An 18396-nucleotide genomic window follows, 5' to 3' on the forward strand; every position below is an offset into this window, starting at 1 on the left:
TCGCGTGACAGCGACCCGTCCGGAGTCGCCGACATCTGGGGGGAACCATGAGACGTCTGTTCGCCGGGCTGCTGGGGGCGGCCCTGCTCGCCGCACCGGCCCTCGTCGTGAGTGACGCGGCCCGGGCCGACGTGGCCGCGCCCTGCTCGACCGCTCCGAACTCGCAACTGTGGGTCAAATTCGCCAGTCCGAAGGCCCACTCGTCCACCGACCACGCCGCCACCGGGCTCGCCGTCAACGGCCGGGTCACCGGCAAGCTCAGCCAGAAGGTCACGGGCGTGGAACTCTTCGCCAACGGGACGTCGGTGGGGCAGGCCACCCTGAAAGCCCGCAAGCAGGGCTCGACCCGCATCCGCCTGTGGTCCAGCGGTGACGTAGCCCTCGACGTCGGCCACCACGTGCTCGTGGCCTGCGCCACCACCAGCACCGGCGCGGTGGTGGGCAAGGAGATCCACGCCTACGTGACGGCGCCTCTGGGCAACAAGGTCCTCGCCTCGTCCCAGCCGGGCGACCGTTTCATCGCCGACGACGGCGAGGCCGGCCGGGCACACCTGAGCAGGGGACACCTCGGCTGCTCCACCACCTCACCTCTGGGGGTCTGCCAGGGCGGTTCGTGGCCCGATCCGCTGGTCGTGCCCAAGATCTGGAGCCACGAACTGACCCGTGACGGGCAGAACGTGCTCACGTTCACCAAGACCTTCACACTGACCGCCGCGCAGGCCGCCCAGCCCGGAGTGGTCGCGGGCTGGGCCGACGACTCGTTCACGGTGCAGCTGAACGGCACCGAGGTGCTCAGCGGCGCCAACTGGAACAGCTCGTTCACCACCCCGGTGACCCTGCTGCCGGGCAAGAACAAGATTGTGGTCACTGCGACCAACCTGGCTGGTTTCGACCAGCAGGGCAATCCGGGCGGGGTGGCCTGGAAGCTCTACCAGAACTGACCGCCGACCAGAGGGCTGCACACGTCTGAGGCAGCTCAGTCAAACCCAGAACGAGCTGTGGGTGGCGACCATCCACAGCTCGTTCGACACTCTCAGCCGTTGATCAACCGTCCGTGCGGGCTGGTTCCAGCGAGGAGTGCACCGCGGGCAGGCGCACGAGGAAGGTGAGGAACCCGGCGAAGGGGCCCGCCGCGAACGCCAGGGCGGCGACCCAGGTGAGGATGATCGGCGACTGCGCGTGCAGCTCCCAGCCCGCCACCCCCGGCCAGCCGCCGTCGCGGAGGTAGGCGGTGGCCATCAGCAGCAGGACGGCACCGCATCCCATGGTGGCCACCGCCACCTGCCGCGCGGTCAGTGCCGTCCCGGCCACTGCACATCCGCCCACCAGAAGCGCCCAGCCCAGCATGCCCATCGGCTGAGGCGCATTCGCGTTCATCATCATGGGCACCTGCGCGGCCAGGGACACGCCCGTGGCGAGGATGTACAGGGCGGTGCCGGACATCAGCGGCCGCCTGCACTCAGGTGGGTCCGGATCGGCCAGGACGCCGATGGAGTCGAGGTGACGCGTCGCCCACCAGGTGCCCGTGCCCAGGATGGCCAGCACGATGCCTGCGACCAGCGCCCGCCACCAGAACACGGTGTCGACGCCGTTGCCCAGGGCCAGTTGTTCGGACACCGGCACGGCGACGAGCGCCATGGGTCCGATGGCCGCGCCGATCAGCGTCGGGGCGGCCATGGCGGCCCGCCCGCGCACCACCAGAACGCTCGCCACCATGACCGCAATCAGCCCGATTCCGGTCATCGACGCGGTGTGCAGGGGCAGCGAGTACATCTCGAAAGAGCTGATGTCCTCGGACGCGAGCCAGAAGCGGTGAGTGCGCTGGGCCATCCAGGTGATACCGGCGACCCCGATGGCGAGTGCGGCGCCGGTCAGCAACAGCCCGGTCGCCACGTCGGCGCGGCGGGAGGCCAGGGAACGAGACTCTTGGACGTCGTCCATCCCACCCCCTTCGGCAGGAGGGCCGCGCATCTGAGGAATTTTCGATCCCGCGCGTACAGACCCACGAAAGCCCTCCCCGACGTCCATCGGTTCTGCTCGTCGGGAAGGGCTTTCAAACTATGGACGGCGGTGGGCCCCTATCGCGGAAGCGTCAGGTACCGTCCGTCGTTGCGGTACAGGCGAACCCCGTCCGAGTACGGCTGCGTTCCGATCACGGTGGTCTTCCAGACGCCGTTGCACTCCTGGGAGCTGGGCGAGGTGTTCTTCCAGCTGTTGGAGTCTTCGGAGTAGTACTTGGCCTGCACGCAGTAGCCGTCGGAGGCCTCGTCGCGGGTGCGGACCTTCCAGCCGACCCCGGCGCCGACGCACAGCTGCCCGCCGCCCCAGGACGAGTGCACCTCCGCCCCGCACACCCAGGTGACGGCCTGGGCCGAGTTGGCGGTGCCGACACCGAGCCCGGCGAACGCCAGAGCGCCGGCTGCGGCCAGGGAGAGGGATCTGAGTCGGGTGAGCATTCCGTTGCCTCCGATCGAAGACCTGTGAGGGTGATCATGCTGCTGCCGCGACCTGCCTCACTCAAGCAAACCCGGAGCGCTGTACCCCCATCTCCGCCCTTCGTTCTGATGCAACACCTTCGCGCCGGACGGTAGTGGTGCGGCCGGCGCCGTCGTATTCGATCATGGATGCATGACACGACCCGGTCTGCCCTCCCGTATCGTGCGTTCCAGTTCGCGGCTCGGCTGGACCGCGGTCCGACTGGACGAGTACGAGGACCCTTTCGTCGCGGAGCCTTTCGCCACGCGGTCGCCGTCCCTGACGCTGGTTCGGGTGTCCAGTGGCCGCTATCGCATCGCCAGCCGGAACGGGCGCCGCTGGACCAGTGACGACTACCGGCCGGGGTCCATCGGGATCACCGCCCCCGGTAAGGAGAACGTCCTGCGCTGGCAGGCCACCGCCCCGGCACGGATGCGCTCGCAGCACCTGCACCTGGCTCCGTCGCTGGTCCCGGCCGGCGTCACCTTCCCTGATGCGCTGACCTTGGACGACGCCTACGTACAAGCTTCGCTGCAGACTCTGGTGTCCGCTCTGGACGACGAGGCCCCGGCGGTCTATGCAGACTCCGTCGCGGCTGCTCTGGCGGCGCACGTCGTGTACCGCGTGGCACCCACCTCGCTTCCCCGGAGCAGGCCGGGCCGGGCAACGCTCAGCGCCGGGGAGGTGGACCTGGTCGTGGAGTTCATGCACGCGCACCTGGCTGATGACATCTCCTTGGAGCAGCTGGCCGAACTGCTGGGGCTGAGCAAGTTCCACTTCCTGCGGGTGTTCCGAGGCGCCACCGGACACACGCCGGCCCGTTACCTGGGCAGACTGCGACTGCGGCAGGGGGCCCGGCTCCTTCGCAACTCCGACCGGCCGGTGGCGGCAATTGCCGCCTCGTGCGGCTACCGCAGCCCGGGGCAGTTCGCAGCGGCCTTCCGCCGGGAGTACGGCTGCACCCCCAGGGCGTACCGGGCCCGGCCCGGGCGGTAGCGCAATAGCGGGCGATAACGGAGCAAGAACGGGACGTTGGGCCGTTCCCGGCTTGCGGGAGAAGGGCGTTCGCACTGTGCTCGGGAACTCCAGGAACCGCGGAGATCTTCGAGGAGTGATGGGCGGATGCAGAATCGGGTTGCGATCGTCACCGGCGGGTCCGGCGGGATCGGGCAATCGGTGTCGGAGCGTCTGGCCGCCGACGGGATGAGCGTGCTGGTCGCCTATTCGGGTGGGCCGGAACGGGCTGACGAACTGGTCAGGTCGATCACGGACAAGGGTGGCTCGGCGGTCGCCGCCCGGGCCGACGTGGCCCGGCCGGACGAGGTGGGCTCGCTCTTCGACACGGCCGAGGCCGAGTTCGGCGGAGTGGACGTGGTGGTGAACACCGCCGGGATCATGTTGTTGTCACCACTGGCGGAACTTTCCCTGGAGGATCTGGACCGCACGTACCAGGTCAACGTGCGTGGCACGTTCGTGGTGAGTCAGGCTGCGGTGAAACGGCTCCGGCCGGGTGGGGCGCTGATCAACTTCTCCTCTTCGGTGGTGAAGCTCGCCCTGCCCACGTACTCGGCCTACGTGGCCAGCAAGGCAGCGGTGGACGGCATCACCCGGATCCTCGCCCAGGAAGTGCGGGGTCGTGACATCACGGTGAACGCGGTCGCCCCCGGGCCCACGGCCACCCCGCTCTTCCTGAACGGCAAGCCGCAGGAGGTGGTCGACCGGATGGCCGCTCAACCGCCGCTGGAGCGGCTGGGCGAGCCGGCCGACATCGCCGAGGCCGTCTCGTTCCTGGCCGGCCCGGCGCGGTGGGTCAACGGACAGGTCGTCTACGTGAACGGAGGCATTGCCTGATGGGCGTCGTCATCGTGACCGGGGCCTCGAGCGGGTTCGGGGCCATGACTGCCCAGGAACTGCTCAAGACCGGGCACACCGTCTACGCCGGCATGCGTGACGTGGCCGGCCGTAACGCAGCCGCTGCGGCCGACTTCGAGAAGCTGTCCGAAAACGCGGTCACGGTCGAGATGGATGTGTCGTCACAGGAGTCGGTGGATGCGGCGGTGGCGCGGGTCGTGTCCGAGGCAGGGCGGATCGACGTGGTGGTGCACAATGCCGGCCACATGACCCTGGGTCCGGCCGAGGCCTTCACCGTCGAGCAGGTGGCCTCGATCTACGACACCAACGTGCTGTCCACCCATCGCCTGAACCGGGCTGTCCTGCCGGTGCTGCGTGCGCAACGCGACGGGCTGCTGGTCTGGGTCGGATCGTCCAGTGCCCGGGGTGGCACACCTCCCTATCTGGGCCCCTACTTCGCGGCCAAGGCGGCGGAGGACGCGCTGGCGGTGAGCATGGCGGCCGAGGTGTCGCGCTTCGGGATCGATTCGGTGATCGTGGTGCCGGGCTCGTTCACCTCGGGCACCAACCACTACGCGCACGCGGCCCAGCCGGACGACGGTGAGGTCCGGGCGGCCTACGAGGCGGAGTACGGCGACGACATCCAGATGTTGCTGCAGCGCCAGGCGCAGCAGTCGCCGGCTGACGCCGATCCGGGCGAGGTGGCCCGGGAAATCGCGCGGGTGGTCGCGCTTCCCAAGGGCTCGCGGCCGTTCCGGCTGTACATCGATCCGGCCCAGGACGGGGCCGAGGAGGTGTTCCGGATCGGGGACCGGGTGCGGCGCGACTTCTACCGCAACCTCGGCTTCGCAGACCTGCTGAAACCCGTGTAGTTGCGGCCCGGCCCGGGTGCGCCCTGGAGCACCCGGGCCGAATCAGAGCGGCTGTTCCTGCCGTGGCGTCATCGTGCGGGCCCAGGACTCCTCGACGTCGGCCAGATTCAGCATCACCGTGACGTTCTCGAGCATGCCGGCCCCCAGCCACTGGCGTACGGCCTCGTCGTCACCCAGCAGATCGCGGGCCAGGGTCACCTGCCTGGCGTAGCAGGACCGCACGGCCTCGGCGATCAGGGGTTCCTCGGCCGCGCAGTTGGCGTGCATGAGAAAACGCATCACGTCACGGTTCTGGATGAGTTCGCGGTAGCCCGCGCGTGCTGCCTGCATGGCGGCCTGCGGTGTCCGGGGCCCGTCCTCGGCCCCGGTACTGAGGGCGGCCGTGATCAGGTCGGAGACGTGCAGGACGGCGCCGGCGAACAATGTCGCCTTGTCCGCGAACAGCCGGTAGATGTACGGCTGGGAGATGCCGGCCCGCTCGGCGATCTCCGCTGTGGTGGTGCCGTAGAACCCTTTACGGGCGAAGCAGGTCACGGCCGCTTGCAGGACGACCTGTCGTCGTTGGTCGCTCTTGTCGCTGGAGCCAGGGGCGGGCATGGCTGCAGTCAATCACGGCCGGGCTCGGGTCCGGTCAGCCGCTACGGGCGGGTGCTCTACACGGTGGGCTGGTCGGCGGGGGTGAGGGCCTCGATCGCCACCAGCGGGTTCCAGTAATCGACGAAGCGGGTGATCCGCCCCTCGCCGTCGGTGCGGACCACGGCCACGACGGTCTGCTCGTAGGGCTTGCCGGTGGGGATCGCGGTGCCGGTGGAGCGGAACTCGGCGATCGCGGTGTGCGGGTCGGTCAGGTCGTGGAAGACCAGGTCGACGAAGCGCACGTCGAAGGTCTGCGGGAACGAGCGCATGTGCTCCAGCAGGGCCTGACGGCCCTGGACCCGGGTGGGGACGCCGGTGGGCGCGAAGGGGAACTCGATGACGCCTTCGGGGGTGTACAGCTCGACCCACTCGTCGATCTGGCCGGCCGAGACCAGCCGGAGGTGCTCGGACAGGGCGTGCTGGGCGGGGGAGGGCTGAGTGGTAGGGGACATCGACTGCTCCTGTGTTTGTGACTGACCAATAACAAACGTACGTCAGGAGTGTTCGCCGGGCAAGCGAGGCGCCGCCGGCGTCCCGTAGGTTCGGCTCATGGACGAACGGGATGCCGCGATCCTCACCGAACTGCAGAAGGAGGCCCGACTGACCAACCGCCAGCTGGCCTCCCGCGTGGGCCTGGCGCCCTCCAGCACCCTCGTGCGCACCCGGGCCCTGGAGCAGTCGGGTGTCCTGGCCGGCTACCACGCACGCGTCGACCTGAACCGGATCGGCCGGGGCGTCCAGGCCATGATCGGTTTCCAGATCCGGCCGCTCAGCCGGGAGGTGATCCAGAACTTCAAGGCGTTCGCCCTGCAGCAGCCCGAGGTGCTGGCCGTCTACGTGGTGGCCGGTGGTGACGACTTCCTGATGCACGTGGCCGTGCCCAGCGTGGACGCCATGCACACCATGCTCGTCGACCGGTTCAGTGCGCGCCGGGAGGTCATCACCTTCCGCACCTCACTGGTCTACGAGCACACCGCGAACCATGCCGTGCAGCCGGCCCAGCTGGACGACAGCGATTGATCGCCCACCCGGGCATCGAGCCGAACAAAGTTCGGCGAAGGCCGTCCGGGATACCGTGTTCACGAATGTTGTTCAGCGGAACGGGTAAAGCCGCTGTGCGGACCTACTTTCACGGCTGTGTCTACTTCGGCTGAACACCAGCAGTCATCACAGGAACACGCCGCGACCGGTACACCCCAGCTCGGGCTCCTGGCTGGAACCGCTCTCTGCACCGGGGCTGTGCTGGGACCCGGGGTGATGGTGCTGCCGGCGCTGGCCGCCGGCGCAGCCGGCCCCGCCTCGCTCGTGGCCTGGATCCTGATGCTGCTCTTCAGCGTGCCCATAGCCAGTACGTTCGCCGCCCTGGGAGCGCGGCATCCCGACAGCGGCGGGGTGGCCACGTTCGTCACCCGGGCGTTCGGGCCCCGCTGGGCCGTTCCGGTCGGCTGGTGGTTCTTCGCAGCCGTACCCGTCGGGGTGCTGTCCGGTGCCCTGGTGGGAGGGGAGTACCTGGCGGCGTCCCTCGGCGGCGGGCCAGCCGTGGCGCGGTCGATCGCGATAGCCATCCTGGCAACCGCATTCGCCACCAACTACGCGGGACTGCGCCTGTCGGGCCGGGTCCAACTCCTCCTGGTCGTCGCCCTGGCCGTCCTCCTGCTGCTCACGGTCGTCGTCGCTGCACCCGCCGGCCGCTCGGCGCACTTCACCCCGTTCGCACCACACGGCTGGGCGGCCGTCGGAACCGCCGCTGCCGTCCTGTTCTTCGCCTTCTCCGGCTGGGAGGCAGCCAGTCACCTGTCGGCCGAGTTCCGCGACCCACGACGGCAACTGCCGCTCGCCACCGGACTCACCCTGGCTCTGGTCAGCGTGCTCTACCTGTCCTTGGCCGTCCTGACCATTGCGGTGCTGGGAAACACGGCCGCCACCACGTCGGTCCCACTGAGTCTTCTGCTGGAGGTGGCTTTCGGGCCGGCCGGGCATACCATCGCAGCCGGCGCAGCAGTCGTCCTCAGTTTCGTCGCCGTGAACACCTACCTGGCCGGCGGTGCACGCCTGGGGGCGGCGCTGGGGCGTGACGGCGGAATGCCCCGGGCCCTGGCCAAAGGTGGCGGCGTGGGCGACGTACCCCGGCGCAGCCTGAGCGCTCAGCTCCTGTTCTGCCTCATCGCGGTACTGGTCACCACCGTCATGAAGATCGAGCTGGACACTCTCATGCGGACCACGTCTGCCTGCCTGGCCGCTGTCTCCTGCGCCGGAATGGCGGCGGCTCTGCGCCTGCTGCCCTCCCGCACTCTCACCTGGTACGGCGCCCTGGCGGGGATCACCTTCACAGCGGTCGTTCTGCTGTTCTGCGGGGTCCTGCTGCTGATTCCGATCGTGCTGGGGGCCTGTGCACTCCTGTGGCCGGGTTCTGACGGAACTGGCCGCGCCGGTAGGTGAGCCGGTCGCCGTCCGTCCTCGCAAACGTCCTCAATCAGCCGCTGGAATCATCGAAGCGCAACTGGGCAGTGATCCGGTAGCGGTCGCCGCGGTAGATCGAGCGCGTGTACTCCACCGTGCGGGCCTCGGCGTCTTTCGTGGTGCGCGCGAACAGCAGGGCCGGGGCGTGCACCGGCACCCCCAGCAGGGCCGACTCGTTCACGTCGGTCACCGTGGCCTCGGTGGTCTGGACCGCGGTGGCGACGTGGACGTCGAAACGCTTGCGCAGCACCTGGTACAGCGAGCCGGCCTCGAAGTCCGCCGGGGTTATGCCCGGGACCAGCCCGGCCGGCAGAGCGATGTGCTCGATCGCCATCGGCTCGTCGTCGGTGATCCGTAGCCGCAGCACGGTCAGGACCTCGGTGGCCGGCGAGATGTGCAGCCGGGCGCCCAGTCTCGGGCCGGCCGGAGCGATCTGGAACTGCTCGACCCGGCTCAGCCAGGCGCCGTCGGCCGGTGGGACCGCGAACCCGGACGACCCGTCCAGGCCCGCCAGTGGCTGCGACACCGGCCGGGCCGTGGTGAAGGTACCCCGGCCGGGATGCCTCACCAGCAGGCCGTCGCGGGCCAGCTCCTCGATGGCCGCGCGCAGGGTGGGCCGGGAGACGCCGAACTGCTCGCTGAGGTCGCGCTCGGACGGGATGAGTGCCCCCGAGGGGTTGTCCTCGATCAGCTGGCGCAGCTGGTCGCGGACCCAGATCCGTTTCATCCCCACCTCCTGGGACCCATCATGCCGTACCTGACCAGTGGTCAACTCATCACTCCAGCTCAGGAAAAGTAAGGGCTCTTGACATTTACCAGTGGTTAGCCCACCGTTTGAGTGGTTCGTCCGATTCGCCGGGCGCATCCGGCCCGGCTCAGAGCACGATCCCTGCCCCCTGAAGGAGATCTGTGATGACTGGAAGTGCCTGGAGAAGAACCAGATTCGGCGCGGCCGCGATGGGTGCGGCGCTGCTGGCCTGTGGTGTGCTGACCGCCGTGATCGGTGGTGGCGGCGCCGCCAACGCGGCCGCCAGCACCTGCGGTGTCCTGTTCGACGACTTCAGCTACGCCTCCTCGACCGACGCGAAGTTCACCGGCAACGGCTGGGTGGCCCGCAGCAACGCGGGCGGTCCGGGAGTACCCGGCGCCACCTGGAAGGCCTCGAACATCACCTTCCCGACCGTCGACGGGCAGAAGGTGGCCCAGTTGGAGAGCAGCACCGACGGCACCGCGGCCGGCACCGTGCAGTCCGAGTTCCTCACCGCCGAGCGCAGATTCAAGGAGGGCACGTACGCGGCGCGGATCAAGTTCCACGACGCCCCGGTCTCCGGCCCGGACGGCGACCACGTCAACGAGACGTTCTTCGCCATCGGCCCGGCCCAGACCCAGACCTTCGACCCGCTGTACTCCGAACTCGACTTCTCCGAGTACCTGCCCAACGGCGGCTGGGGCGAACAGGGGCCGATCAACTACCAGACCAGCTGGAACGGCTACCAGGACGACCCCTGGGTGGCCCGCAACGCCCACGACCAGCAGCGCACCAGCATCGCCGGCTGGCACGACATCATGGCCACGGTGTCCGGCGAGCACGTGAAGTACTACATCGACGGCACGCTGGTGGGCGACCAGTCCTACGACGACGCGACCGGCACCTACCCGGTCTGGCCGCGGGCGTCGATGTCGGTGAACTTCAACCTGTGGTTCATCGACACGGCCGCCCACACCGGCGGGAACAGCGTCTACCAGGAGCAGGTGGACTGGTTCTTCCACAGCAAGGACACGGTGCTCACGCCCGCCCAGGTGGCCTCGGCGACGGCCGGCTACCGCAGCGGCGGCAAGACCTTCGAGGACACGCTGGGCACCGGGACCTGCTCGAACCCGCCGACCACCCCGCCGGTCACGCCCCCGGTGACGCCGTCCGCCACGCCGACGGTGACCCCGACCACCCCCGGCACCCCGGACAACTGCACCTCGGCCCGGGCCTGGGCCTGGTCGCAGACGTACCTGTCGGGTGACCGGGTCAAGCACAACGGGCACCTGTGGCAGGCGAACTGGTGGACCCAGGGCTCTGAGCCCGGCCTGACCGCGCAGTGGCGCGACCTCGGCCCCTGCTGATTGTTTCGCCGATGCACTGCCCCAGAGTTCCGGGGCAGTGCATCGGCTGCGTTCCGGTCAGGCGGAGCGCGGAACCAGACGTTCCAGGAGTCGCTCAGCCGCGTGGCCGTCTTCCAGGTAGCAGAACTTCTGCTGGAACCGCTCGTACGCCTCGCCGTACTGCTTGCGCATCCGGTCCAGGTCGCTCAGCTGCCCGATCAGCTCGTCCTGGGTGCTGACCATCGGGCCGGGCGGGTCGAGGGACAGGTCGAAGTAGAAACCCCGCACCTCGGCCGCGTAGCGCTCCAGGTCGTAGGCGTACAGGGCGAGCGGCTTACCGGTCACCGCGAAATCGAACATGGCGGAGGAGTAGTCGGTGACCATCACGTCGGCCGCCAGGTACAGCTCGGCGATGTCCGGGTAGCTGGTCACATCGATCCAGCCCTGCTGCGCCCCGGCCAGCCCGCCCAGGATCTTGCCGTGCAGCCGGACCAGGAACACGCAGTCGAGCGCCTCGGCCACCTGCCCGTCCAGCGCAACCGCGACCGAGGCGTCCGCTCCGTTCTCGAAATAGGTGTCGTCACGCCAGGTCGGCGCGTAAAGCACAGCCAGACGTCCCTCTTCGATACCCAGCGAACGCCGTACCCGCGTACGGATCGTCTCCGCATTCGGCGACAACAGCACGTCGTTACGCGGGTATCCGGTCTCCAGCACTGTGCCCTCCCACCGGAAGGCCCGCCGCAGCATCTCGGTGCTGTAAGCGTTGGGGGAGAGCAGCACGTCCCAGCGGTCCACGTCGAGCGACAGCCAGTCCAGCAGGCCGTCCGGGGCCAGCAGCACGTCGTGGTGCACCCGCTTCAGCGGGGTGCCGTGCCAGGTCTGCACGTAGGTGGCGCCGGGCTTCTTGGTCCACTCCAGTTCGATGTGAACGTCGGAGACCACCAGGTCGGCCGACTCCAGCACCTCGATCGCGGCGGGGGAGTCGATGGCCACCGTGGTCGTGCCGGCGGGGAAACCGCCCTCTCGCCCCGGGTCGGCCAGCCACGTGTGCTCGTGGGAGTCGCCCCGGCGCAGCAGCGCCTCGTAGATCGCCTTGGGGTTGTCCGAGTAACGGCCGTACCAGCTGTTGTAGACGATCCTCAAAAGTGTCCTCTCTCAATGACACCAACAAATGGCGTCCCTAGAGAGTAAGTCGTCCTTTTCGAGATGTCGGCAGTGCGCCGATCAGGCCGCGGCCGCGAGCAGGACTTCCGCGGTGGCGCGGGCGTCCTCGGCGGCCGAGGGCCCGGCGCCGGACTGGGCGGCCAGGTTGGCCCCGTCATAGAGCTGGACCAGCTGATTGACCAGCCGTTCCGGATTCCGGTAGCCGCCCTGCTGCACCGGCACGGTGAACAGTTCGTGCAGCCAGGCCCGGAACTTCCGGATGCCCAGTTCCTCGGTACTCCCGGGCTGGACGACCCCGGTGTGGTGGAACACGCAGCCGGCGTACCCCGGATCGGCGAAGATCTTGCCCAGCGCCTCGAACACCGCCAGGATCCGGGCGTGCGGATCGCTCTCCTGCGCCGCGCGCGCGTCGATCGCGGCCACCCACCGGTCGTGCTGGCGCAGCAGGAACTCGCGGACCAGATCGTCCTTGCCGCTGAAGTTGTAGTACAGCGAGCCCTTGGCCACGCCGGACTCCTCGAGGATCCGGTCGATGCCGACCGCGTGGATGCCCTCGTAGTAGAAGAGCCGGTCGGCCGTCTCGAGCAGGCGCTCACGGGCTGAGCGTCTGCCCGGACCGGCCGCCGATGTCATGTCTGCATCCTATGTTCAGTCGGGAAGCCGGGGCTCCACGGCACTGAGGCCACCGTCCACCGGGATGGTGGCCCCGGTCACGAACGCGCTGTCGGGGCCGGCCAGGAAGGCGATCACCCGGCTGATGTCCTCGGCCTGGGCGATGCGCCGCAGCGGGGTCACCGGGATGTAGCCCTGGTAGAACTCGGCCGGGACGCTGGTCAGGACCGGGCCCGGGGCGACCGCGTTCACCCGCACGCCGGCCGGCCCGTACTCAGCCGCCCAGGCCCGCGTCAGCGATTCCACCGCGGCCTTGGTGGCGCCGTAGACCGCGTTGTAGTCGCCCGAGATCCTGGCCGCCCCGCTGCTGACGTTGATCACGCTGCCGCTGCCCCGCTCGGCCATCTTCGGCGCGAGGGCGTTGGTCAGGACGAAGACCGCGCGCAGGTTGCCCTCCAGCATGGCGTCGTACTGCTCGCCGGTGATGGTGGCGCTGGGGCCGAAACTGCCCAGCCCGGCGTTGTTCACCAGCACGTCCACCTCTCCGGCCTGCTCGGCCAGCCGGATCACGTCGTCGCGGTTCGTCAGGTCGGCGGCGACGAAGCGCGCCGAACCGCCGTCGGCCTGGATCTTCTGCACCACCTCGGCCCCACGCTGGGCGTCGCGGCCGGTCACCACGACGTCGGCCCCTCGTGCGGCCAGCGCGAAGGCCGTGGCCCGGCCGATGCCCGTGGTCGAACCGGTGATCAGGGCGGTCTTGCCGGTCAGTTCGCTCATGACTCCACTCCTCGTTTAGACAGGTCTGTCTAAGGACGAGTATTAGACGGACCTGTCTAAAAGGCAAAGTGGGCTGCGTTACACGCCTCATGGGCACGCAACGGGTCGCCCCGATCGCCGAGGTGACCCCGCTGACGCCAGGGCAATGGTGGCGACCTGACAAACCTCGGGCGCCGTCGCCTCATGCAAGACCCAGCCTTGACCGCGCCGCTGATGTCAATCCTTTGGGCCGCCAATGGTTTCCCTCCCGAGCAGCCACAGGGGCGGCAGCGGCGGGGTAGCGCCGAATGTCGGTCTGGCAGGCTGGCACGGTGGACTTCTGGTGGCCCGGCGCCGCACGCCCGGCCCGGGCGATAGCCCTCGTCGGCGCTGTCGCCCTGATGTACGGCACCCTCGTGCACCTCACCCAGTTGGCTGCTGGGGGTTGGGACCCCTACCCGTCACTGCCGAACTGGCTGGCGGTCTGCTTCGTCTCCCTGACCGTGCTGGATCCCCTTGCCGCCGTCCTGCTGTTGCGGCAGCGACAGGTCGGTCTCGTGCTGGCCTGCGCCGTCCTGTTGAGCGACTCGGCAGCCAACGGCTATGCCAACTACATCCTGGACAGCTCCCCAGGCATCACCACGGGCCGCATCGGCCATGCCGTGGTCACCGTTCTGGCCGTGACCTTCACAGCAGCAGCCACGCAGCTCTGGTCAACTGCGCGAAGCCAACCGCACGGACGGAAGGCCTCGTCGCTGCGCTGACACCGCTGGCGAGGCAGGCGGCCGCTGCGCCGATCGCCAGCGCCGGTCACACGGAAGAAGGGTTAAGTGGTAGGCGGATCCGCTACTGAGTCGAACAAGGCCCAACCGTCCAGCTCGTAAGGTCCGGCAGATTCGCTCGACCAACCGCGGTCCAGGGCAGCATCGAGCAGCGCGCGGACGGCACCCGGTTGGTTCAGATTCAGCCCTCGCCCGTCTGCGTGCTGGACCGCGCCCACGTGAAGCAGGCCGTCGGCGACGTAGTGGCCCTGGCCGGTGGTGAAGACCGCCAGCAAACACCCCGGCGAGCCGTCTCGGCGCAGCCGCACCACCTCGCGGCAAGGGTCGTGCCGGTGACTCAAGGTCCAGAAGAAGCGGGTGCTGCCAACCACCAGCACCCGGGTCCTGCGCCGACCCACGTCAGGATGACGGAGCCGGGACGAACGCGTCCCTTGTTCCGCCCGCGCTCTCCACCACCGAGGTGGCCCGGCACGGCACCTGCAAGGACAGGAGCGGGTGAATCACTTGTTCTCGAAATTGCGGAAGACACCCTGACCGTCGACCGCGGCGGCGTACTCCCAGAGGTCCATGTTCGCGACGGACAGGTTGGCTGTGATCGCCCCAATGCCGGGTGCGGTGGACCGGAAAACCCCGCCTCGCTGGGGCCATTCGTTCTCCCAGCCGCGACCTCCGGCGGCGGTCTCCTCGTCCCACTGGCCCAGTCTGCGGAGGGATGCTTCCCACTCCTCGTCGCTCTCCTCCAGGCTGACCACCAGTAACAGACGGTCGGGCGTGGTCATCGTCACCGAGTCGGCGAGCACCACGATCGTGTGCGGGTAGTCGGCCGGCGCCATGGTCAGGAACTTTTCCGGGCCGAGCCCGTCGTAGGCCGGGTCGTCGATGATCTCGACGTAGATCTCGAACTCTTCGCCCCACTTCTGGGCCAGGTCCGCCTGAACTGCGGCCCACGCTGACGGGTCGGAGAAGTCGGTGCGGATCACCAGGTGGTCCTCGGTCATGGGCAGCGTGGGCATCGGTCGCTCCGGTCTTGGGCATCATTCGCCACGAAGAGGGAAAAGTGCTCCGGTGCCTCCGTTACGGTCCGGGCCGTGGGGCGGGGCGCCCGTTCGATCTGGAAATCAATCGATCTCCGTGCGTCGTGCCTCCCAAACGTCGTAAGGCGCCTTGAGGAGAGTGCCGCCGCCGATTACCCAGGCCACGTACTGCGGCGCTCCATCAGTGAATGCCACTACGACGCCTGCCAGGGCGAGCGCAACAGCGTCATACGTAAGGGTCTTGGCTACCGGTGACATGGCTGGATCATGCCGCACGGTTTGTCCCGATCGGTGAATCAAGGTGCTTTCCGGTTGAGCACCGTTCCCACGTCAGAACCGGAGCAGATGTCGCGCATCACGCCGGGCGCGGCCACGTCGAACACGTGCATGCGCAGGTTCTGCTCGTTGGCCAGGACCATGGCACTGGTGTCCATGACCCGCAGACCGGCCTGCAGTGCCTCGTCGTAGGTCAGCCGCGCGTACCGCTGAGCACCAGGATTCGTCTTCGGGTCGCTGTCGTACACGCCGTCCACCCCGTGCTTGGCGACCAGAAGTGCGTCTACCTCCAGCTCCAAAGATCGCTGGACCGCTGGATAGTCGGTGGTGACGTACGGCTGGCCGATGCCCCCGCCCAGCACCACGATGGCGTTGTGCGCCAGATGGCGCTGAGCACGCAATCGGATGAACGGTTCAGCCACGCTATGGATCGGCACGGCCGTCATGACCCGGACGTCAGCCTCGGTCCTGGCCGTCAGCGCGCCGCGCATCATCAGCGCATTCATCATCGTGCCGAGCATCCCGATGTTGTCGGCCTCGGCTCGCCCGATGCCCCAGCCCTCGGCCATCCGGCCCCGGAAGAAGTTTCCGCCTCCGACCACGACGGCGATCTGCACCCCAAGGTCATGAACGGACAGGATTTCCTGAGCCAGATTGGCCAGGCTGACGGGGTCTACACCGGTCCCCGCATCACCGGCGAGGGCTTCCCCGCTCAGCTTCACCAACACTCTGCGGTATCGGGCCATGAGATGCGACTTCCTCCCTGGCCACCCAGACGGCGACCAGACAGACCCTACTAAACCCGGGGCCACCCGTCGCCTAGCACGCCCACTTACCCTCTGAGCTCATCCGACGCCCTGGACCACCGCGCGGACCGTCTCGCGCAGCCACCGGTGAGCCGGATCCTGCTCGTGGCGGCGGTGCCAGAACTGGAACAGCGAAACCGGGGGCAGGGGCAGCGGCAGGGGACGGGTCGCCAGGCCGAGCATGTCGGTGACGGGCCCGGTCAGGTGCCGCGGTACCACGGCGAGCAGGTTGCTGCGCGAGACCAGATGCAGCACGGACGTACTCGTCGGCCCGGCCACCAGTACCGTCCGGGTCAGGCCGGCCTCCTCGAGTGCGTCGTCGACCGGATCGCGTAGCCGCCCCCGGCGCGAAACGGTGGCGTGCTCCGCGGCGGCGAAGCGCTCCAGGGTGAGATCGCCCTGAGTAAGGGGGTTCCCGTCCCGCATGACTACCACCAACTCGTCGCGGCCCAGCAGTTCGGACTCCAGGTCGGCCAGCGCAGGCACCGAACCCCCGGCATGCAGATCGATCTCGCCCTGCCGGACGTCGCCGGTGTCGGTGGCGGGTTCGGCCAGGAACCGCAGCCGCACCCCGGGCGCTTGCGCGTGGACCCGGGCGGTCAGGTCTGCGGCATAGGCGGTGATCACGGCGTCGTGCCAGCGCAGGGTGAAGGTCCGGGCCAGCCCTCCGAGTTCGAGCTCCGCCTCGGGGGACAGCACCGCGCGGGACTGCCGCAACAACTCGGTGACCTGCGAGCGCATCGCCAGCGCGCGCGGGGTGAGCACCATCTCGCGCCCGGCCCGCACCAGCAGTTCGTCGCCGGTCGTGCGGCGCAGCCGGGCCAGCGTGCGGCTCATGCCCGGCACCGACACCTGGAGCCGCTGCGCGGCACCGGTCACGCTTGCCTCGCTCAGCAGGGCATCGAGGGCGGTCAGCAGGTTCAGGTCCACGCCGCATAGTTAACACCAGTGGTAAGGACTTCTTAGCGAGGTTGTCATTGCTGACAACTCTTGATCGCTTCTAGCTTGGGAGCACACCACCTAAGGAGATAGCAACCAATGAACGCCAACCTCTTGGACCAGGTCCGCACCGCCGTCGAAACCACCGGCCGCCATCTGGCCGACGCTTTCACCGGCCAGCACGACCTCACCACCTGGGACGAGGTCGTCGCCGCGATCGCAGCCGCCGACCAGCGCTCGCTGAGCGTCCTGCGCCCGCTGCTCGAGCAGGCCCGCCCGCAGGCCGGATGGGTGGAGGACGAACTGGAGGAGGGCCCGCTGCCGGACGGCGAGTGGTGGCTGACCGACCCGGTCGAGGGCGCCATCAACTACGTGCACGGCATCGACGAGTGGGCCGTCACCGCCACCCTGGTGCGCGACAACCAGCCTGTCCTCACCGTCGTGCACCTGCCGCTGGCACAGGTCACCTACACCGCCGTGGCCGGCGAGGGTGCCTACCTCAACGGCAGGAGGCTGACCGTCTCGGGCAAGAGCGAACTGCGGGGAGCCTTCGTCGCCACCGGCCAGGCCAGCCCCCGGGAGACCGCGGAAACCTGGGAGAAGATCGGCCGCTCGCTGACCGCCATGATGGGCGTCTCCGGCGTCACCCGCGCCTCGGTGCCGCCCACCCTCCTGCTGGTTCAGCTCGCGGCGGGCCGGCTGGATGTGTTCTGGCAGCACAGCTCCGTCCGGTCCGGTCTGCTGGCCGGGGCGCTGCTGGTGGCCGAGGCCGGCGGCACGGTGAGCGACCTGGACGGCCGGGCGTGGAGCCTGGACAGCACCGGGTTCCTGGCCTCGACCCCGAAGATCCACGCCGAGGCCGTCGCCACCCTCTCCCGGCTGGGCTGAGGCATGCGCATCGCAGTCCTGGCCGCGAACGGCCGCACCGGGAGAGAACTCGTGGCCCAGGCAGGCGCCCGCGGCCATCAGGTCGTGGCCGTCTCCCGTCGCCCGGACCCCGAACTTCCGGCCTCGGTCGGCGCCGACGCCACCGACCCGATCGCCCTGGAGAAGGCCCTCCAAGGAGTGGACGCGGTGGTCTCGGCGGTAGGTCTGGTCGCCGGCAGCCCACCCGACCTCCTCACCAAGGTGGCCACTGCCCTGACCGCTGCCACCGATCGTCCTTCAATTTGGCTCGGCAGTTTCGGGACCGGCGCCTCGGCGATCAAGGCCAACCGGCCCTCCCGCGCCGTGGTGAAGCTGGCTCTCGGGAGAGAGATCCCGGACAAGGTGAACGCTGAGCGGATCATTCTGGATGCCGGGGGCACCGTCGTGCACGCGGGGCCACTCACGGGTGGCCCCGTCAGCCGGAGTCTCCGGGTGGTTCCGTTAGATCAAATTGAAGGACGCGTGTGGTTCCGTCCCAATTCCCGCGCCACCGTCGCGGTGGCCATGTTGGATGCGGCCGAGCCGCAGTGGCCCGGTGCCGGGGGCGTCGCGGTGATCCGCTGAGGTGATCCGAGCCCGCCGGGCGCCGGAACGGGATGAATGAATTTCAGAAGATCCGACTCGGTGGGGGCCCGAATTCAGGCCCCCACCGGGCGATGCTGGGGTTTCGTACCAGCTCAGAGAGGGTGAGCCGGACTCCTGCGGGTAACGC

22 protein-coding genes are annotated in these 18396 nt (G+C 68.9%); 10 read left to right on the top strand and 12 right to left on the bottom strand.

Going from position 1 to position 18396, the window contains the following annotated elements; genetic code table 11:
- Positions 1 to 47: 47 nt before the first annotated feature.
- Entirely contained in the window at positions 48 to 941 is an 894-nt protein-coding gene (locus QSK18_RS32850) for a hypothetical protein (protein ID WP_285627399.1), read from the top strand.
- Positions 942 to 1044: 103 nt separating this feature from the next.
- Here QSK18_RS32850 and QSK18_RS32855 read toward each other — a convergent pair whose 3' ends face one another.
- Both QSK18_RS32855 and QSK18_RS32860 read right to left on the bottom strand, forming a co-directional pair.
- Positions 1045 to 1941 carry a hypothetical protein gene (locus QSK18_RS32855; RefSeq protein ID WP_285627402.1) on the bottom strand — a complete coding sequence of 299 codons (897 nt, stop codon included), beginning with the start codon at positions 1939 to 1941 and terminating at the stop codon, positions 1045 to 1047.
- A 137-nt stretch (positions 1942 to 2078) separates the two neighbouring features.
- Complete coding sequence (locus QSK18_RS32860; protein ID WP_232813152.1) at positions 2079 to 2456, bottom strand: hypothetical protein; 378 nt, start codon at positions 2454 to 2456, stop codon at positions 2079 to 2081.
- 172 nt (positions 2457 to 2628) lie between these two features.
- Here QSK18_RS32860 and QSK18_RS32865 point away from each other — a divergent pair, with 172 nt between their 5' ends.
- The 3 genes from QSK18_RS32865 (at position 2629) to QSK18_RS32875 (ending at position 5198) form a co-directional block, all read left to right on the top strand.
- A complete protein-coding gene (locus QSK18_RS32865; protein WP_285627407.1) occupies positions 2629 to 3471 on the top strand; it encodes a helix-turn-helix domain-containing protein in 843 nt (280 codons plus the stop codon).
- Between the two features lie 126 nt (positions 3472 to 3597).
- Complete coding sequence (locus QSK18_RS32870; RefSeq protein ID WP_285627410.1) at positions 3598 to 4326, top strand: SDR family oxidoreductase; 729 nt, start codon at positions 3598 to 3600, stop codon at positions 4324 to 4326.
- On the top strand, positions 4323 to 5198 hold the full coding sequence (locus tag QSK18_RS32875; protein ID WP_352396708.1) for an SDR family oxidoreductase: 876 nt from the start codon (positions 4323 to 4325) through the stop codon (positions 5196 to 5198). The genes QSK18_RS32870 and QSK18_RS32875 overlap by 4 nt, the downstream gene beginning before the upstream one ends.
- Positions 5199 to 5240: 42 nt before the next feature.
- On the opposite strand, the gene QSK18_RS32880 is transcribed toward QSK18_RS32875, so the two are convergent.
- Together QSK18_RS32880 and QSK18_RS32885 are read right to left on the bottom strand one after the other, a co-directional pair.
- Entirely contained in the window at positions 5241 to 5795 is a 555-nt protein-coding gene (locus tag QSK18_RS32880; protein ID WP_285627416.1) for a TetR/AcrR family transcriptional regulator, read from the bottom strand.
- Between the two features lie 56 nt (positions 5796 to 5851).
- The gene (locus tag QSK18_RS32885; protein WP_285627420.1) at positions 5852 to 6286 is read right to left on the bottom strand and encodes a nuclear transport factor 2 family protein; all 435 of its coding nucleotides are present in this window, start codon (positions 6284 to 6286) and stop codon (positions 5852 to 5854) included.
- Between the two features lie 97 nt (positions 6287 to 6383).
- On the opposite strand from QSK18_RS32885, the gene QSK18_RS32890 reads away from it, so the two are divergent.
- Together QSK18_RS32890 and QSK18_RS32895 are read left to right on the top strand one after the other, a co-directional pair.
- On the top strand, positions 6384 to 6854 hold the full coding sequence (locus tag QSK18_RS32890; protein WP_232813146.1) for an Lrp/AsnC family transcriptional regulator: 471 nt from the start codon (positions 6384 to 6386) through the stop codon (positions 6852 to 6854).
- 117 nt (positions 6855 to 6971) lie between these two features.
- Complete coding sequence (locus QSK18_RS32895) at positions 6972 to 8273, top strand: APC family permease (RefSeq protein ID WP_285627424.1); 1302 nt, start codon at positions 6972 to 6974, stop codon at positions 8271 to 8273.
- A gap of 34 nt (positions 8274 to 8307) precedes the next feature.
- On the opposite strand, the gene QSK18_RS32900 is transcribed toward QSK18_RS32895, so the two are convergent.
- Positions 8308 to 9021: a GntR family transcriptional regulator gene (locus tag QSK18_RS32900; protein ID WP_285627427.1), complete on the bottom strand. Its 714-nt coding sequence runs from the start codon at positions 9019 to 9021 to the stop codon at positions 8308 to 8310.
- A gap of 185 nt (positions 9022 to 9206) precedes the next feature.
- Between QSK18_RS32900 and QSK18_RS32905 the strand changes: the two genes are divergently transcribed.
- Positions 9207 to 10409 carry a carbohydrate-binding protein gene (locus tag QSK18_RS32905; RefSeq protein ID WP_285627430.1) on the top strand — a complete coding sequence of 401 codons (1203 nt, stop codon included), beginning with the start codon at positions 9207 to 9209 and terminating at the stop codon, positions 10407 to 10409.
- A gap of 57 nt (positions 10410 to 10466) precedes the next feature.
- Here the strand turns inward: QSK18_RS32905 and QSK18_RS32910 are convergent, their stop codons facing one another.
- The 3 genes from QSK18_RS32910 to QSK18_RS32920 all read right to left on the bottom strand — a co-directional run bounded on the left by QSK18_RS32910 (position 10467) and on the right by QSK18_RS32920 (position 12941).
- The gene (locus QSK18_RS32910) at positions 10467 to 11531 is read right to left on the bottom strand and encodes a CDP-glycerol glycerophosphotransferase family protein (RefSeq protein WP_285627433.1); all 1065 of its coding nucleotides are present in this window, start codon (positions 11529 to 11531) and stop codon (positions 10467 to 10469) included.
- Positions 11532 to 11612: 81 nt separating this feature from the next.
- Positions 11613 to 12185: a TetR/AcrR family transcriptional regulator gene (locus QSK18_RS32915; protein ID WP_285627436.1), complete on the bottom strand. Its 573-nt coding sequence runs from the start codon at positions 12183 to 12185 to the stop codon at positions 11613 to 11615.
- Between the two features lie 15 nt (positions 12186 to 12200).
- On the bottom strand, positions 12201 to 12941 hold the full coding sequence (locus tag QSK18_RS32920) for an SDR family NAD(P)-dependent oxidoreductase (protein ID WP_285627439.1): 741 nt from the start codon (positions 12939 to 12941) through the stop codon (positions 12201 to 12203).
- A 287-nt stretch (positions 12942 to 13228) separates the two neighbouring features.
- On the opposite strand from QSK18_RS32920, the gene QSK18_RS32925 reads away from it, so the two are divergent.
- Positions 13229 to 13684: a hypothetical protein gene (locus QSK18_RS32925; protein WP_285627442.1), complete on the top strand. Its 456-nt coding sequence runs from the start codon at positions 13229 to 13231 to the stop codon at positions 13682 to 13684.
- A 62-nt stretch (positions 13685 to 13746) separates the two neighbouring features.
- On the opposite strand, the gene QSK18_RS32930 is transcribed toward QSK18_RS32925, so the two are convergent.
- The 4 genes from QSK18_RS32930 to QSK18_RS32945 all read right to left on the bottom strand — a co-directional run bounded on the left by QSK18_RS32930 (position 13747) and on the right by QSK18_RS32945 (position 16748).
- Positions 13747 to 14079, bottom strand: coding sequence for a hypothetical protein (locus QSK18_RS32930; protein WP_285627445.1), 333 nt, complete (start codon positions 14077 to 14079; stop codon positions 13747 to 13749).
- 123 nt (positions 14080 to 14202) lie between these two features.
- Entirely contained in the window at positions 14203 to 14715 is a 513-nt protein-coding gene (locus QSK18_RS32935) for a DUF6924 domain-containing protein (protein WP_285627449.1), read from the bottom strand.
- A gap of 317 nt (positions 14716 to 15032) precedes the next feature.
- Positions 15033 to 15758 carry a UMP kinase gene (pyrH, locus tag QSK18_RS32940; RefSeq protein WP_285627452.1) on the bottom strand — a complete coding sequence of 242 codons (726 nt, stop codon included), beginning with the start codon at positions 15756 to 15758 and terminating at the stop codon, positions 15033 to 15035.
- Between the two features lie 99 nt (positions 15759 to 15857).
- Entirely contained in the window at positions 15858 to 16748 is an 891-nt protein-coding gene (locus tag QSK18_RS32945) for a LysR family transcriptional regulator (protein ID WP_285627455.1), read from the bottom strand.
- A gap of 108 nt (positions 16749 to 16856) precedes the next feature.
- On the opposite strand from QSK18_RS32945, the gene QSK18_RS32950 reads away from it, so the two are divergent.
- Positions 16857 to 17645: an inositol monophosphatase family protein gene (locus tag QSK18_RS32950; RefSeq protein WP_285627458.1), complete on the top strand. Its 789-nt coding sequence runs from the start codon at positions 16857 to 16859 to the stop codon at positions 17643 to 17645.
- A gap of 3 nt (positions 17646 to 17648) precedes the next feature.
- Positions 17649 to 18248: an NAD(P)-dependent oxidoreductase gene (locus tag QSK18_RS32955; protein ID WP_285627460.1), complete on the top strand. Its 600-nt coding sequence runs from the start codon at positions 17649 to 17651 to the stop codon at positions 18246 to 18248.
- The last annotated feature ends 148 nt before the right edge of the window (positions 18249 to 18396 follow it).

This window comes from Kineosporia sp. NBRC 101677, from assembly GCF_030269265.1.
GTDB lineage: Bacteria > Actinomycetota > Actinomycetes > Actinomycetales > Kineosporiaceae > Kineosporia > Kineosporia rhizophila.